Origin of the sequence: Streptomyces sp. NPDC059874 (assembly GCF_042731135.1) — a bacterium.
GTDB lineage: Bacteria > Actinomycetota > Actinomycetes > Streptomycetales > Streptomycetaceae > Streptomyces.
Genome location: NZ_JBHWJY010000009.1, coordinates 1 through 13,724, shown reverse-complemented (window position 1 = coordinate 13,724; position 13,724 = coordinate 1). Strand labels below are relative to the sequence as shown.

The following is a 13,724-nucleotide window of genomic DNA, read 5'->3' as shown; positions in this document are numbered from 1 at the left end:
GGGCGTGCGGTTCTCAGGCGGCGACGGCGGCCACGGCCGCCGGGCTGTCCAGGGACACGACCTCGGTGCCGGGGGCGATCCGCCGGATCAGGCCGGAGAGGGTGCGGCCGGGGCCGATCTCGACCAGGCTGCGACAGCCCAGGCGGCCTACGAGGGTGCGCACGCCGGGCTCCCAGAGCACCGGCGAGGTGAGCTGGCGGGTCGCGAGTTCGGGCCAGTCGCAGTCGCCCGTGTGGGCCTCGGCGTCGGCGTTGGCGACCACCGGAAGGTGCGCGGGGGCGAAGGCGGTGGCCTTCAGGGCAGCGCCCAGGCTGTCCGCGGCGGGGGCCATGTAGGGGCTGTGGAAGGCGCCGCCCACCTTCAGGCGGATCATCTTGGCGCCGATGGACGGGGCCTCGGCCTCGATGCGGTCGATGCCCTCGGGGGAGCCGGAGACCACGGTCTGGCCGGGCGCGTTGACGTTGGCCACCCAGACGTCGAAGCCGTCCGCGCGTACCCGTTCGGCAAGGCCGCCGATCTCGTCGAGGGGGGCCGCGACCAGGACTCCCATGGTGCCGGGACGTTCTTCGGCGGCCTGTCGCATGGCCCGGCCCCGGGCTGCCACCAGCGTGGCGGCGGCGCTCAGGGACAGTGCTCCGGCCGCGGTCAGGGCGGCGTACTCACCGAGGCTGTGTCCGGCGCAGGCGACCACGTCGCCGAGGGCGTCCAGCGTGCCGCGGCGCACCCCTTCGGCGTGGGCGACGACCGCGACCGTGAACACGGTCAGCTGGGCCAGATCGGTACGCCTGAGGTGCTCGTCAGGGGTGTCGAGCAGCAGCGCGGCGAGGTCCTCTCCGGTGACGTCGGAGATTTCCTCGGTGAGTTTCCATGACGGGGTGTCCCGCCACGGTGTGCCCATTCCTTCTCTCTGTGTTCCCTGTCCCGGGAACACCAGACCGATCGGCATTCGCTCCATGGATCCGCCTTCCGCACCGTATTCACCGGAGGCACGGGGATCCGTCGTCGCGTCTTGCCGCGACGTACGGATCCCCGCGCGCCGGTGGCATGCAGTTCGGGGGGGTTCTCCATGCCACCAGGAACGGGTTCAAGGGGCTCGCCGGGAGCCCGAATCCCTTTCCTGGCGCCATACAACTGCGGGCACCGGACGGGCGGCAACCCGGGTTTCAGGAAGCTGCCAGCCGCGGGCGGAACGGGCTGTCAGACGCGCGTTCCGCCGGCCGCGTTGGCCGGCCCGGACGCGGGCAGCAGTCCCAGTTCGGCGGCGCGGACGCCGGCCTGGAAGCGGGACTGGGCGCCGAGCAGCGCCATGATCTCCGCGACGTGGCGCCGGTAGGTGCGCACCGAGACGGTGAGTTCGCGGGCGGCCACCTCGTCGGTGACACCGGCGCGCAGCGCGCCGAGGATCTGCCGGGCCATCGCCGCCCGGTCCCGGTCGCCGAAGACGATGCGTTCGCCCGCGGGCACGGCGTTGCGCCAGATGCTCTCGTAGAGGGTGCCGAGGGTGTGCAGGACCTCCGGCACCCGGATGATCGAGGCGCGGACGCCGGCCGCCGACTCGGCCATCACCAGGGCGGTGCTGCCGTCGACCAGCAGCGCCTGTAGCGGCGGGACCCGGGCCACCCGGATCGCGACCGGGCGCTCCAGCGCCAGCTGTTCCCGGATGAAGTCCTCGTCCACCAGGTTCGGGCTGGCCAGCAGCCGGACCGAGACGCCTTCGGCGGTCGCGTAGATCAGGTTCCGCTCGGCCCGGGCGGTGCGCGCGGGCTCCTCCTCGCCTCCCGGTCCCGGCGCCCGGGCGTCCACGATGTCGATCGTCCGTGCGGCGCCCCGGATCAGGTCGTCCGCGGCCTGCAGGACCGACTGATAGCCGCCTTCCACAGTGGATATCTGCTGCGACCGGGTGCTGCGGTCGCGGTGCATGGCCACCGTGGATTCGATCAGGGCCCGCACTCCCAGGAGTGCCTGTTCCAGCTCGTCTTCAGCCCCGTTGGACACGTCGTACTCACCATTTCCCCGTTGGTGTACAAACTGCTGCGCGGTCCGTGGTTCAGCCGGACCGCGCGTCTCCCCGTTCACACTGCCGCACTACTCCGAGAGCAACCCCAGTTCCACGGCCCGCACGCCCGCCTGGAAGCGGGAGCCGGCGCCGAGCTCGCGCATGATCTCGGCGACGTGGCGCCGGTAGGTGCGCAGGGACACGTTGAGGTCACGGGAGGCGGCGTCGTCGGTGTAGCCGTCGCGCAGCCGCTCCAGGATCCGACGGGTGAGTTCGCTGCGCAGCTTGGGGCTCAGCGCCAGGTAGTCGTCGAGCTTGCGGCCACGGGACCAGGCGCCGGCGAACAGGAGTTCCAGAGCGCGTACCGCGGCGGGGTCGTTGACCTGCGTCGCGTGGCCCTTGGCGTTGCCGGCGGCCGCCTGTACCAGCGCCGCCGCGCCGTCGACCACGAAGATGTCGCGCAGTTCGGCCTCGGACACCCGGGCCTCGAACCGGGCGCCGGGCACCCGGGTGAGGACGGCGAGGGTGCCGTCGACCACCTGGGGTGCGCACAACAGCCGTACGACGAGCCCGGATTCCACCGCGGCCAGGGCCTTGCCGGCGGCGTGGTGGAACGCCTCGTTGCCGGTCATCGCGACACAGACGGAGTGGCGGGCTCCGCGTACGAGACCTTCGAGGGTCTCCCCGAGCACGGCGACGTCCGTGTGCGGGGCGGCGGACCCCTGGGCGGGTCTCCGGCGATGGAGGGAGACGGTGGATTCGATGAGCGCCCGGGCCTTGAGAAGGGTCTGCTCCACATGTGTCGCATGGTCCACGGGCGTCGTGTCCTCGCCCCCTTCTACGCCGTGCGAATCAATCGCGGCACCGGTCACTGCGTCCCCCTTGACTGACCAGAATCTGCTGGCACCGAAACTCGGTGATTCAACGGGATTCAACTATTCGACGAATAGGCCCCTAGCGCCATTCGAGCAGATCTCTGGCTTCAGACAGTAGTTTGCTGGCCAGGGCCAGTCAACAAGATGCGGGAGCACGCAAGACGGCGCGCGCATATGTCAACCCGTAATTTTTTTTGGCCATTTCGATGGACCGGATCCAGCCACGTTGGCAACAAGCTGCACCCACCCCCCGGAACAAAGACCGCCACTTCCGCTTGCGTCACCGGGTGCGTCGCCCCTCTCACCGTCCGTGGCGCCGCTGTCCGGTTCCGGCCAACCCTGGTCCTCTCAAGGACCGCTCAAGTGGCCCCCGAGCCTACGGTGAGTCGCGTGACAACAAGCCACACGGGGACCAGCGAACTCGCAAGCGAACCACTCTTCGAATCCACCGACGCGCTTGTCTGGTGGTGGACGGTACCGACCGAGCGGTATCGGCACAGCGACCTGGAACTGCTCGACAACGGCGAACTGGATCGCGTTCAAAAAATGAAATCGACGCGGGCGCGGGCAGAGTTCATCACCTGCCGCGCAGCGGTGAAACGGGCGCTTTCGGGAGTACTGGGAATACCGGCCGCAGAGGTATTTCTGGGCCGAAACCCCTGCCCCGGCTGCGGCAGTGCGGAGCACGGTCCTCCGGCCGTTCACCGTCCGGCCACTCCTTGGCGGCTCAGCATCGGACACACCCACGGACTGGGCATGCTCGCGCTCTCGCCCTTCCGGGTGGGCATCGACGTCGAGCAGATCCGCCCGCTCGACGTCGCACAGGTGGACACACCCGTCCTCACGGCGGCCGAGCGCGAGGCCGTGATGGCCCTGCCCGAAGGGCCCGACCGCACCACCGCGTTCCTGCGCTGCTGGACCCGGAAGGAGGCCGTGCTCAAAGCCCTCGGGATCGGCCTCACCACCGACCTGACCGCGCTGGAGTCCCGGGGCTGGGCCGAGGGCCCCGCCCACGTCACCACGTCGGCGCTCGGCTCCCCCAGCACGTGGCGGATGGCGACCGTTCCCACTCCGGCGGGCTGGGTGGCCGCTCTCGCGCTGCCCGCGGGCGCCGACCGGCCGCCGTCGGTGCGCCTGCTCTGAGCTCCGGCGCCGCTGTGACCCCGCCCGACGCGGGCCTTTGCGACGGGACCGCGTCCCGTCCTTCCCCCTTGCCCTTCCCCGGCGCGCATCACGGCGCGCCTTTCGAGGCCAGGAGACACAGACCGTGAATCCCTCGAACAACCTCACCGATCTGCTACTGACCGCTGTCGAGCGGCACCCCGAGTCGGGCCTGCGCCACTGCACGGGCGGGGCCGACGCCGGCTTCCTCGACCAGAGCCACCCCGAACTCCTGGACCGGGCCCGCCGGGTCCTGACCGGTCTGCGGGGCCGGGGGCTGCGCCCGCAGGACAAGATCCTACTGGTCCTGGAAGACTCGCAGGATTTCCTGATCACATTCTGGGCAGCCGTGCTCGGCGGCTTCGTGCCCTGCCCGGTGGCGCCGCCGAGCGACGACCCGGAGCGCTGGGCCGACCGGCTCCGCCACGTCCACACCCTGCTCGGCCGGCCGCTCACCGTCACCGGCGCCGCCCTCGCCGCCCGCCTGCCCGAGGTCGAGGGCCTGCGGGTGACGCCGCTGGAGGAGCTGTACGCCGAGCCCGCCGCCGAACTGCACCGGGCGGCACCCGAGGACACGGCCGTGCTGATGCTGACCTCGGGATCCACCAGCAGCGCCAAGGCGGTCATGCTGACCCACGCCAACCTGCTCGCCTCCCTGGCCGCCAAGAACGGCCACCACCGGCTGGGCCCCGCCGACACCACGCTGAACTGGGTCTCCTTCGACCACGTGGCGGCGCTCCTGGAGTGCCATCTGCTGCCGCTGTCCACGGGCAGTCTCCAGGTCCACGTCCAGGCGCCCGTGGTGATCGGCGATCCGCTGGAGTTCCTGCGGCTGGTCTCCCGGCACGGGGTGACGATGACGTTCACGCCCAACTTCCTGCTGGGGCTGGTCAACGCGGCCGCGGAGCGGCTCGCGGGATCCGGGGAGGCGCTGGACCTCAGCCGGCTGAGGCACATCATCAGCGGCGGCGAAGCCGTGGTGGTGGCCACCGGCGAAACGTTTCTGAAGCGCTGGGCGCCGTACGGCCTGGCCCCGGACGTGCTGTGGCCGGCCTTCGGGATGACCGAGACCTGCGCCGGGAGCGTCTACTCCCGCAAGGCGTTCCCCGAAGCCGATCGCGGCCGCGAGTTCGCGAACCTCGGCACGCCCGTCGAGGGGCTGCGGATGCGCGTCGTGGACGGCGCGGACCGGCCGCTGCCCGACGGGGAGGTCGGCGAACTGCAGCTGTCCGGCCCCATGGTCACCCCCGGCTATTACGCCGACGCCCAGGCCACCGCCGACGCCTTCACCACCGACGGCTGGTTCCGCAGCGGCGACCTCGGCCGCGTCGACGACGGCCGGCTGACCCTGGCCGGGCGCAGCAAGGACAGCGTCATCGTCAACGGCGTCAGCTACTTCAGCCACGACATCGAGGCCGCCCTCGAACAGCTCGACGGCGTCGCCCGCAGCTTCGTCGCGGCCTTCCCCACCCGGTCGGCCGGCAGCGACACCGAGCAGTTGGTGATCGCGTTCTGCCCCGAGCTGCCCGATGACGACGAGGCCGGCCTGTACCGGGTGCTGAACGCCGTCCGCAGCACCGTGGTGATGCACTGGGGCTTCCGTCCCGCCCTGGTGCTGCCGCTGCCCGCCGAGGCCTTCCCGAAGACCAGCCTCGGCAAGATCCAGCGCTCCGCGATGCGCGGCCGGCTGGAGGCGGGCGGGTACGAGGCGCAGGCGCGGGCCACCGCCGACCTGACGCTGCGCATGCTCGGCGGCTACACCGCGCCCGAGGGCGCCACCGAGCTGGCGCTCGCGGAGATCTACGGCGAGCTGTTCGACGTCGATCCCGCCACGATCAGCGCCACCGCGAGCTTCTTCGACCTGGGCGGCACCTCGCTCGACATCCTGCGGCTGCGCGGCAAGGTGGCGCAGCACCTGGGCGTGCCGGGTCTGGAGGTCGTCACCGTGCTGACCGCGCCGACGGTGCGCGCGCTGGCCGCCCGGCTGACCGCGGGTGCCGGGCCCGAGACCCGCCCGTACGACCCGCTGGTGCCGATGCAGACCGGCGGCGCCAAGACCCCCCTGTTCTGCGTGCACCCCGGTGTCGGCGAGGTCCTCGTCTTCGTCGGCCTGGCCAAGTACTTCGCCGGCGACCGGCCGTTCTACGCGCTGCGCGCCCGCGGCTTCAACGCCGGTGAGAAGCCCTTCGTCTCCTTCGAGCAGATGGTCGACACCTACGTGGAGGCCATCCGGGCGCGGCAGCCGCACGGCCCCTACGCGGTGGCGGGCTACTCGTACGGCGCCGCCGTGGCGTTCGAGATCGCCAAGGTCCTCGAATCGGAGGGCGAGCGCGTCGACTTCGTCGGCAGCTTCAACCTGCCGCCGCACATCAAGTACCGCATGAACGAGCTGGACTTCGTGGACACCGCGGCGCACCTGGCGTTCTTCCTGGACCTGATCGACAAGAAGCAGTCGATCGAGCTGCCGGACGCCTTGCGCGGGCTGCCGCGGGAGGCACAGGTGGCCCACTTCATCGAGATCGCGCCCCGGGAGCGGCTCGCCGAGCTCGATCTGGACGCCGAGAAGTTCGGCGCGTGGGCCGAACTCGCCGACGCGCTGACCGACATGGGGAACGACTACGAGCCGAGCGGCACGGTGCGGTCGATGAGCGTCTTCCACGCGATACCGCTGCGCGGCACCAAGGAGGACTGGCTGAACAACGAGCTGCGCCGTTGGGACGAGCACACCACCGAACCCAACCGGTACCTGGAGGTGCCGGGCGAGCACTACACGATGATGGGCCCTCGCCACGTGGCGGCCTTCCAAGCGGTTCTGCGGCGGGAACTGGACCGCGCGATGGCCGAGGCCGACGCGATCGCGGCCCGGGGGTAAGACGAAAATGACGGGGGACAACACCATGCGGGGAAAGAAGATCCTGATCACCGGCGGTACCGGGCAGGTGGCCCGGCCGGTCGCCGAGGCACTGGCCGAGCACAACGAGGTCTGGTGCATCGGCCGCTTCGGTACGCCGGGCGTGGAGCGCGAGCTGACCGAACGGGGCATCACCACACGGCAGTGGGACATGGCCGACCCTTCGGAGTACGCGCTGAAGGGCATACCCGAGGACTTCACCCATGTACTGCACTCCGCGGTGCACCGGGGCGAGGACGGCGACTTCAACGCCACTGCCGAGATCAACGCGGTGGCCGCCGGCCGCCTGATGGTCCACGCCCGTACCGCCGAGGCGTTCCTGTTCGTCTCGACGGGCGCCTTGTACGCACGCCAGACCCTGGATCACGCGTACACCGAGGACGACCCGGTCGACGCCAGTGCCGCGTGGCTGCCGGCCTACCCGATGGGCAAGCTCGCGGCCGAGGGAGCGGTGCGCGCCTTCGCCCGGGTGCTGGGCCTGCCCACCACCATCGCGCGCCTCAACATCGCCTACGGACCCGGGAGTTACGGCGGAGTTCCCATGCTCTACTTCGAGCAGATGCTGGCCGGGAATCCGATCGCCGTGCCGCTCGAGGGGCAGAACTGGTGTTCCCTCCTGCACACCGAAGACCTGGTCGCGCAGGTCCCGCCGCTGTGGCGGGCGGCGTCGGTGCCGGCGACGCTGGTCAACTGGGGCGGTGACCAGTCAGTCGGCATCAGCGACTGCGTCCGCCACATGGAGGCGCTGACGGGCGTGGAGGCCGTGCTCGTACCGAAGGAGGTCACCCGGGAGACCTACCGGTTCGACCCCGCGCTGCGCCACCGGCTGACCGGCCCGTGTCGGGTCGACTGGCGGGACGGCATCGAACGCACCCTTCGGGCCCTGTACCCGCAGCACATGAGCCACCGAGAAGGGACGCAGACGGCATGACGACCGGCATCGACGACAATCTGGCCCTCATCCGGCGCGCCTACCGCGCCTTCCACGAACGCGATGTGGCGGGTCTGCTCGACACGCTGGATCCGCAGGTTGAGTGGGTGCACCCCGACGGCATGGCCGACTACGGCCTGGGCGGCACCAAGCACGGCCACGCCGGCGTCAGGGAGTTCCTGTCGCGCGTGCCGGCCGTCCTGGGCGGAATGCGCCTGGAGCCGCAGGAGTTCGTGGCCGCCGACGACCGGGTCGTCGTCTTCGGCGTCCGTCAGGTGACCTCGGTCCGCGGCACGACGGAGACGCTTCCCTTCATCCACTCCTGGACCCTGCGGGACGGGATCGCCGTCCGGATGGAGGACATCTTCGACACGGTGGTGTTCCAGCGGCTGATCGAGAGCTGAGCACGATCCGTGACCCGTCCGGCGGGGCGGCGGTCAGTCGGCGGCAGCCGGGACCGCGGCCGCCGGGCGGGTGCCGCGTCGGCGGGAGACCGCCACGCCGGCCAGGCAGATCGCGCCGCCGAGCAGGGTCAGCCAGCCCGGTATCTCGTCCAGGGCGATCCACGCGATGAGCACCACGACGGCGGGCACCGCGTAGGTGGTCGCGCCCATCTTCCCGGCGGTGGTCCTGGAGAGGGCGTACGTCCAGGTGGTGAAGGCGAGCGCGGTCGGGAACAGGCCCAGGTAGACCATGTTGAGCGTGGCCGACAGCGGGGCCTCGGGCAGTTGGGAGGCCAGCTGCCAGGCGAAGGGCAGGGTGACCGCCGTGCCGACGAAGCAGCCGTACGTGGTCACTTGTATCGGGTTCGCGTACTGCAGCGCGGGCTTCTGCGCGACCACCCCGGCCCCGTAGGTGAGCGCGGCGAGCAGGCAGAGCAGCACGCCGGTGACGGAGGAGGCGCCGCCCTCGGAGGTGGACAGGCCCACCACGACCGCGCCGGCGAAGGAGACGCCCATCCCGGCCAGCAGCATCGGCGGGAACCCTTCCCGCAGCAGCCACCCTCCGAGCAGGGCGATCACGATCGGGCCGATGTTCACGATCATGGCCGCGGTGCCGGCGTCCACGCCCTGCTCGCCCCAGTTCAGCGCCACCATGTAGAGGCCGAACCACAGCACGCCCGAGGCGAGGATGCCCGGCCAGGCCTGGCGCGGCGGTGGCGGGACCCGCTTGACGAGCAGGACGATGGCGAGGGCGACCGATGCCGTCAGAAGCCGTCCCAGAGCCAGTGCGCCCGGGTGGTAATGGGCCGCCGCCGACCGGATGGAGACGAACGCCGAGGCCCAGAGCGCGACGGTGACGGCCGCCGCCGCGAGGGCACGATGGTCGGTTCTGGGGCCCTCGGCCGTGTGATCCATACGGGTCAACGTACTCATGCCGCCTCCGCCTGACGAGGCGATTTCCCCAGCGCCGCCCGCAGGGCGGCCGCGTAGGCCTTCGGGTGCGTGGTGTTGCCGTTGTGCCCGCCCGGGAAGGTCCGTATCCCGGTGCCCAGCAGCTCCGCCAGAGCGGTGGCGCACTGGTGGTCGAAGACGGTCGACGGGGTGGCCGCGCCCACGGCCGGGACGATCCGGGTCGTGGTGCGGGTGAGCTCGGCCGGGTCGAGGGTGTCGTGGACGATCGCCGAGAAGTCGTGCCGGATGAAGTAGTCGAAGTTCGCCAGCCGCCGCTCGTCCAGGGGCTGGGGCGTCAGGTCGGGCTCCACGTCCTGCCGGGAGAGGTCTATCCCGAGCACCCGGGCCATCTCGGGGAAGGCGGCCGCGAGTCCGCCCGTGCGGTAGACCTCCTGGAGTCCGGCGAGTTCCGCCTCGTGGTGGGCGCGGGCGGCCGCGGGCAACAGCCGCGGGGCGACCGGCTCGTGGGCGATCAGTGTGGAGACCTGCTCCGGGTGCCGGGCGGCCAGGTGCAGGCCTATGACGGCGCCCAGGCTGCACCCGAGCATCAAGGCCGGCTCGTCGGTGACGGCGGCCAGCAGGTGGTGCACGTCCTCTGCGTGCTCGGCGAGGCTTGTGGTCAGCCCGGCCTCCTCGGACCGGCTTCGCGAGAGACCGCGGCGGTCGTAGGTCAGGACGGTGTACTCGTCGGCGAGGTGCGGGACCAGGTCCACGGTGCGGTCCGCATCCCCTTCGCCGCTCTGCGCGATGAGCAACAGCGGCCCGTTGCCCTGGAGTCGGTAGTGCAGCGTGGCGCCCGGAACCGGGAGGGTGGCGGTGGTGATCGCGGCGGGGGACATGGCGACTCCTTCAGACGGTCGGCGCGGATCCTTCGTCCGCTGCTCTGCGATCAGCCTAACCCATCGAAACAGATGCATCAATAGCGATGCATTCCATGAGATGCATCTGCCCTGATGTATCTTGGCGGGGTGGATGGCATCGAACTGTTCCTGCTGGGCCGAGCCTTGATGAAGCTCGGCGAAGAAGCCCTGCCCGAACCCCCCGGCGGCTCCGGCCAGTACGCCGGCAGCGTCCGCGCCGTGGTGATCGTGGCCGGGGACATCGCCGCGCACCCGGACACCACCGTGGGCGAGACCGCCCTGCGCACGGGACTGCCGCAGAGCCAGGTCTCCGGCGCCGTGGCCCGCCTGCGGGAGGCCGGGTCCGTGGAGACCGTGCCCGACCCCGCCGACCGCCGCCGCACGCTGGTCCGCCAGGCCCCCGAGGTCTCCGCGCGCGTGGCCGCCGTACGGGCCGCAGGGGCGTCCAAGGTGGAGGAGGCCCTGGCCAGGGCGCTCGGCGAGGCGGAGGCGCAGCGGCTGCCCGAGGTGACCGAGGCCCTGGAGGTACTGGCCCGCCACCTGGTCCGCGAGGCCCGCTGACGGGACGGCTACCGAGTGCGGCGGCTCAGGCCAGGCACCGCGGCCTGCGCCCGTGGTAGCCGGCCATCTCCTCGAAGAGGGCCCCGATGTCGAGCGGCGCGCCCTCGGGCAGCCCCTGCTCCTCCGCGTACCCGCGGTGCAGGTTGGGGAGCAGGCGCTCCGCGTCCAGCAGTCCGGCGTACGGGCCGAGGTCGGTGGCCCGGGCCAGTTCGACGGGGCTCACCCCGGCCGCCGCGCCCTCCTTGGCCAGCCCTCGCACCCAGCGCAGGTACGCCTCGTTGGCGTCGAGGATCTCCGGGCCGCCGACCGGGCCGTGGCCGGGGACGATCGTGGTCGCGCCCAGGGCGCGCAGCCGCTCCAGGGCCCGCAGGGAGCCCGCGACGGAACCCATGACGCAGAAGGGCGTGACCCCGTTCATCGCGAGGTCGCCCGTGAACAGCACCCCCTGTTCGGGCAGCCAGACCACGGTGTCGTCGACGGAGTGCGCGGCCGGGCCGATGTGGACGAGCTCGGCGCGGATCGCGTCGCCCACGTGGAGCGTCATGCGGTCCTGGAAGGTCAGTTCGGGCGGGGTGATCTCGATGTCGCCCCAGCAGACGTCCGGCCACAGTCCGGCCATGTGCGTCCCGGCCGCGCCCACCAGGGTGCGGGTCCTCTCGTGGCCGATGGTCAGGGCCTCGGGGAAGACGAAGTTGCCGTAGGTGTGGTCGCCGTGGAAGTGGGTGTTCACCACGGCGTGCGGGGGCCTCGGTGCCAGCCGCAGCGCGGCCCGGCGCAGGTTCCGGGCGCGGGCCTCGGTGGCGGCGGTGTCGACCAGCACGCTGCGGTACCCGTCGGTGAGGATGCCCGCGTTGTTCAGGCACCAGCCGCCGTCGGGCTGGACGTACGCGTGGACGCCGTCGGCCACTTCGATGACATCGGCGTGCATGGGTCGTGCCCTCACCGGCCGCGCCACGTCCCGGCCGAGGCGTGCGGGTTGTGGTGGCCACGGTGCCAGCCGCTGTCGGGGGCCCGGCCCCCCGCGGCCGGCGCGGGCGCGGCGGCGGTCCGTCGCGCCAGCAGGGCCGTCAGCACCGCCGTGAGGGCGGCGGTCTCCTCCGCGGAGGGTTGGCCGCCGGTGATCTTCCAGGGCGTGGTCATCTCTCTCCTCCCTCGCCCGTCACACCGGCGGATTGCCGTGTTTGCGGGACGGGACGTCCGCGTACTTGGTCCGCAGCATGGCGAGTGCGCCGATGAGCGCGGAGCGGGTGTCGGCCGGGTCGATCACGTCGTCCACGAGGCCGCGCTCGGCCGCGTAGTACGGGTGCATCAGCTCGGTCTGGTACTCCTTGATCTTCTGCGCCCGTTCGGCGTCCGGGTCCTCGGCCGCCGCGATCTCCCGGCGGAAGATGACGTTGGCGGCGCCCTCGGCGCCCATCACCGCGATCTCGTTGCTGGGCCAGGCCAGCGAGACGTCGGCGCCGATGGAGCGCGAGTCCATGACGATGTACGCGCCGCCGTAGGCCTTGCGCAGGATCAACTGGATCCGCGGGACCGTCGCGTTGCAGTACGCGTACAGCAGCTTGGCACCGTGCCGGATGATGCCGTTGTGCTCCTGGTCGACGCCGGGCAGGAAGCCGGGGACGTCGACGAGGGTGACCAGCGGGATGCTGAAGGCGTCGCAGAACTGCACGAAGCGGGCGGCCTTTTCGCTGGCGTGGATGTCGAGGACGCCGGCCATCGCGGAGGGCTGGTTGGCGACGATCCCGGTGACGTGGCCGTCGAAGCGGGCCAGCGCGCACACGACGTTCTGCGCCCAGGCCGGCTGGATCTCGAAGTACTCGCCGTCGTCGGCTATCTCCTCGATGACCTTGCGGATGTCGTACGCCTGGTTCGGGTTGGCCGGGACGAGGCCGAGGAGCGCGTCGGTGCGCCGGTCGGCGGGGTCGTCGGTCTCCTCGCGGGGTGCGGTCTCACGGTTGTTGGCGGGCAGCAGCGACAGCAGGAACCGTACGTCCTCCAGGCAGCCCTCCTCGTCGTCGTAGGCGAAGGCCGCCACGCCGGAGACCGCGGCGTGGACGTCGGCGCCGCCGAGGCCGTTCTGGGTGATCTCCTCGCCGGTCACCGCGCGGACCACGTCCGGTCCGGTGATGAACATCTGCGAGGTCTCGCGCACCATGAACACGAAGTCCGTCAGGGCCGGCGAGTACGCGGCGCCGCCGGCGCACGGGCCCAGCATCACCGAGATCTGCGGGATGACGCCCGAGGCCTTCGTGTTGCGCTGGAAGATGCCACCGTAGCCGGCGAGGGCGGTGACGCCCTCCTGGATCCGGGCTCCCGCGCCGTCGTTGAGGCTGACCAGCGGGGCGCCGGCGGACACCGCGAGGTCCATCACCTTGTGGATCTTCTGCGCGTGGGCCTCGCCCAGGGCGCCGCCGAAGATGCGGAAGTCGTGCGCGTACACGAAGACGGTCCGCCCGTGGACGGTGCCCCAGCCGGTGACGACCCCGTCGGTGTAGGGCTTCTTGTGCTCCAGGCCGAATCCGGTGGCCCGGTGCCGGCGCAGGGCCTCGATCTCGTGGAACGAGCCTTCGTCGAGGAGCGCCTCGATGCGCTCCCGCGCCGTCAGCTTGCCCTTGGCGTGCTGCCGTTCGGTGGCCTTCGGGTCGGGCCCGGCGATGGCCCGTGCCTTGATCTCGGCCAGTTCCACGGCACGGTCCTGGATGGCGGGTGGGGCGACGTCACTGATGGTCACGGGATTCCTCCGGGGCGGTGGGGAGGTTCTGCCGGCTGCCGGCCCCGCCCGCCCCGTCGCCGCCGACGGGGCGGGCGGGCGGGGCGGGGCAGGGCGGGCGCCGATCAGCGGCTTTTGATCAGTAGCGGCATCAGTAGCGGTAGTGGTCCGGCTTGTAGGGACCGTCGACGTTCACGCCGATGTACGAGGCCTGCTCCGGGCGGAGAGTGGTGAGCTTGACGCCGAGCGCGTCGAGGTGGAGGCGGGCGACCTTCTCGTCGAGGTGCTTGGGCAGCACGTAGACGTCGGTCGGGTACTCCTC

General features: G+C 71.5%; 14 protein-coding genes. 5 read left to right on the top strand and 9 right to left on the bottom strand.

What is annotated here, in order from left to right; translation table 11 throughout:
• Positions 1-13: 13 nt before the first annotated feature.
• From ACFV9H_RS07655 to ACFV9H_RS07645, 3 genes are all read right to left on the bottom strand, one after another.
• Positions 14-955 carry an ACP S-malonyltransferase gene (locus ACFV9H_RS07655; RefSeq protein WP_385394680.1) on the bottom strand — a complete coding sequence of 314 codons (942 nt, stop codon included), beginning with the start codon at positions 953-955 and terminating at the stop codon, positions 14-16.
• A 242-nt stretch (positions 956-1,197) separates the two neighbouring features.
• Complete coding sequence (locus ACFV9H_RS07650) at positions 1,198-1,995, bottom strand: LuxR family transcriptional regulator (RefSeq protein ID WP_385394678.1); 798 nt, start codon at positions 1,993-1,995, stop codon at positions 1,198-1,200.
• Between the two features lie 90 nt (positions 1,996-2,085).
• On the bottom strand, positions 2,086-2,793 hold the full coding sequence (locus ACFV9H_RS07645) for a DNA-binding response regulator (protein ID WP_385394676.1): 708 nt from the start codon (positions 2,791-2,793) through the stop codon (positions 2,086-2,088).
• A gap of 834 nt (positions 2,794-3,627) precedes the next feature.
• On the opposite strand from ACFV9H_RS07645, the gene ACFV9H_RS07640 reads away from it, so the two are divergent.
• The 4 genes from ACFV9H_RS07640 to ACFV9H_RS07625 all read left to right on the top strand — a co-directional run bounded on the left by ACFV9H_RS07640 (position 3,628) and on the right by ACFV9H_RS07625 (position 8,278).
• A complete protein-coding gene (locus ACFV9H_RS07640) occupies positions 3,628-4,014 on the top strand; it encodes a 4'-phosphopantetheinyl transferase family protein (protein WP_385394674.1) in 387 nt (128 codons plus the stop codon).
• A 124-nt stretch (positions 4,015-4,138) separates the two neighbouring features.
• A complete protein-coding gene (locus tag ACFV9H_RS07635; RefSeq protein ID WP_385394671.1) occupies positions 4,139-6,904 on the top strand; it encodes an AMP-binding protein in 2,766 nt (921 codons plus the stop codon).
• 25 nt (positions 6,905-6,929) lie between these two features.
• Positions 6,930-7,874, top strand: a complete 945-nt coding sequence (locus ACFV9H_RS07630) for an NAD-dependent epimerase/dehydratase family protein (protein WP_385394948.1) — start codon at positions 6,930-6,932, stop codon at positions 7,872-7,874.
• Entirely contained in the window at positions 7,871-8,278 is a 408-nt protein-coding gene (locus tag ACFV9H_RS07625) for a nuclear transport factor 2 family protein (RefSeq protein ID WP_385394668.1), read from the top strand. Before ACFV9H_RS07630 ends, ACFV9H_RS07625 begins: the two co-directional genes overlap by 4 nt.
• Positions 8,279-8,311: 33 nt before the next feature.
• On the opposite strand, the gene ACFV9H_RS07620 is transcribed toward ACFV9H_RS07625, so the two are convergent.
• Both ACFV9H_RS07620 and ACFV9H_RS07615 read right to left on the bottom strand, forming a co-directional pair.
• Positions 8,312-9,232 (bottom strand): DMT family transporter, encoded by a 921-nt coding sequence (locus tag ACFV9H_RS07620; RefSeq protein ID WP_385394666.1) that lies wholly within the window; start codon positions 9,230-9,232, stop codon positions 8,312-8,314.
• Positions 9,233-9,246: 14 nt separating this feature from the next.
• Positions 9,247-10,107 (bottom strand): alpha/beta fold hydrolase, encoded by an 861-nt coding sequence (locus ACFV9H_RS07615; RefSeq protein ID WP_385394664.1) that lies wholly within the window; start codon positions 10,105-10,107, stop codon positions 9,247-9,249.
• Between the two features lie 168 nt (positions 10,108-10,275).
• On the opposite strand from ACFV9H_RS07615, the gene ACFV9H_RS07610 reads away from it, so the two are divergent.
• Positions 10,276-10,689, top strand: a complete 414-nt coding sequence (locus ACFV9H_RS07610) for a MarR family transcriptional regulator (protein WP_385394946.1) — start codon at positions 10,276-10,278, stop codon at positions 10,687-10,689.
• Between the two features lie 25 nt (positions 10,690-10,714).
• Here ACFV9H_RS07610 and ACFV9H_RS07605 read toward each other — a convergent pair whose 3' ends face one another.
• The 4 genes from ACFV9H_RS07605 to ACFV9H_RS07590 all read right to left on the bottom strand — a co-directional run.
• Positions 10,715-11,617, bottom strand: coding sequence for an MBL fold metallo-hydrolase (locus ACFV9H_RS07605; RefSeq protein WP_385394661.1), 903 nt, complete (start codon positions 11,615-11,617; stop codon positions 10,715-10,717).
• An 11-nt stretch (positions 11,618-11,628) separates the two neighbouring features.
• Positions 11,629-11,829, bottom strand: a complete 201-nt coding sequence (locus ACFV9H_RS07600; RefSeq protein ID WP_385394658.1) for an acyl-CoA carboxylase epsilon subunit — start codon at positions 11,827-11,829, stop codon at positions 11,629-11,631.
• A 19-nt stretch (positions 11,830-11,848) separates the two neighbouring features.
• A complete protein-coding gene (locus ACFV9H_RS07595) occupies positions 11,849-13,423 on the bottom strand; it encodes an acyl-CoA carboxylase subunit beta (RefSeq protein ID WP_385394656.1) in 1,575 nt (524 codons plus the stop codon).
• 130 nt (positions 13,424-13,553) lie between these two features.
• The coding region (locus tag ACFV9H_RS07590) for an adenosylhomocysteinase (RefSeq protein WP_385394944.1) at positions 13,554-13,724 on the bottom strand (171 nt) is incomplete at its 5' end.

Coding starts and splice junctions, on each gene's coding strand:
- ACFV9H_RS07655 (WP_385394680.1), bottom strand. CDS start 955: ATGGAGCGAATGCCGATCGGTCTGGTGTTCCCGGGACAGGGAACACAG.
- ACFV9H_RS07640 (WP_385394674.1), top strand. CDS start 3,628: ATGCTCGCGCTCTCGCCCTTCCGGGTGGGCATCGACGTCGAGCAGATC.
- ACFV9H_RS07630 (WP_385394948.1), top strand. CDS start 6,930: ATGCGGGGAAAGAAGATCCTGATCACCGGCGGTACCGGGCAGGTGGCC.
- ACFV9H_RS07625 (WP_385394668.1), top strand. CDS start 7,871: ATGACGACCGGCATCGACGACAATCTGGCCCTCATCCGGCGCGCCTAC.
- ACFV9H_RS07620 (WP_385394666.1), bottom strand. CDS start 9,232: ATGGATCACACGGCCGAGGGCCCCAGAACCGACCATCGTGCCCTCGCG.
- ACFV9H_RS07615 (WP_385394664.1), bottom strand. CDS start 10,107: ATGTCCCCCGCCGCGATCACCACCGCCACCCTCCCGGTTCCGGGCGCC.
- ACFV9H_RS07610 (WP_385394946.1), top strand. CDS start 10,276: ATGAAGCTCGGCGAAGAAGCCCTGCCCGAACCCCCCGGCGGCTCCGGC.
- ACFV9H_RS07605 (WP_385394661.1), bottom strand. CDS start 11,617: ATGCACGCCGATGTCATCGAAGTGGCCGACGGCGTCCACGCGTACGTC.
- ACFV9H_RS07600 (WP_385394658.1), bottom strand. CDS start 11,829: ATGACCACGCCCTGGAAGATCACCGGCGGCCAACCCTCCGCGGAGGAG.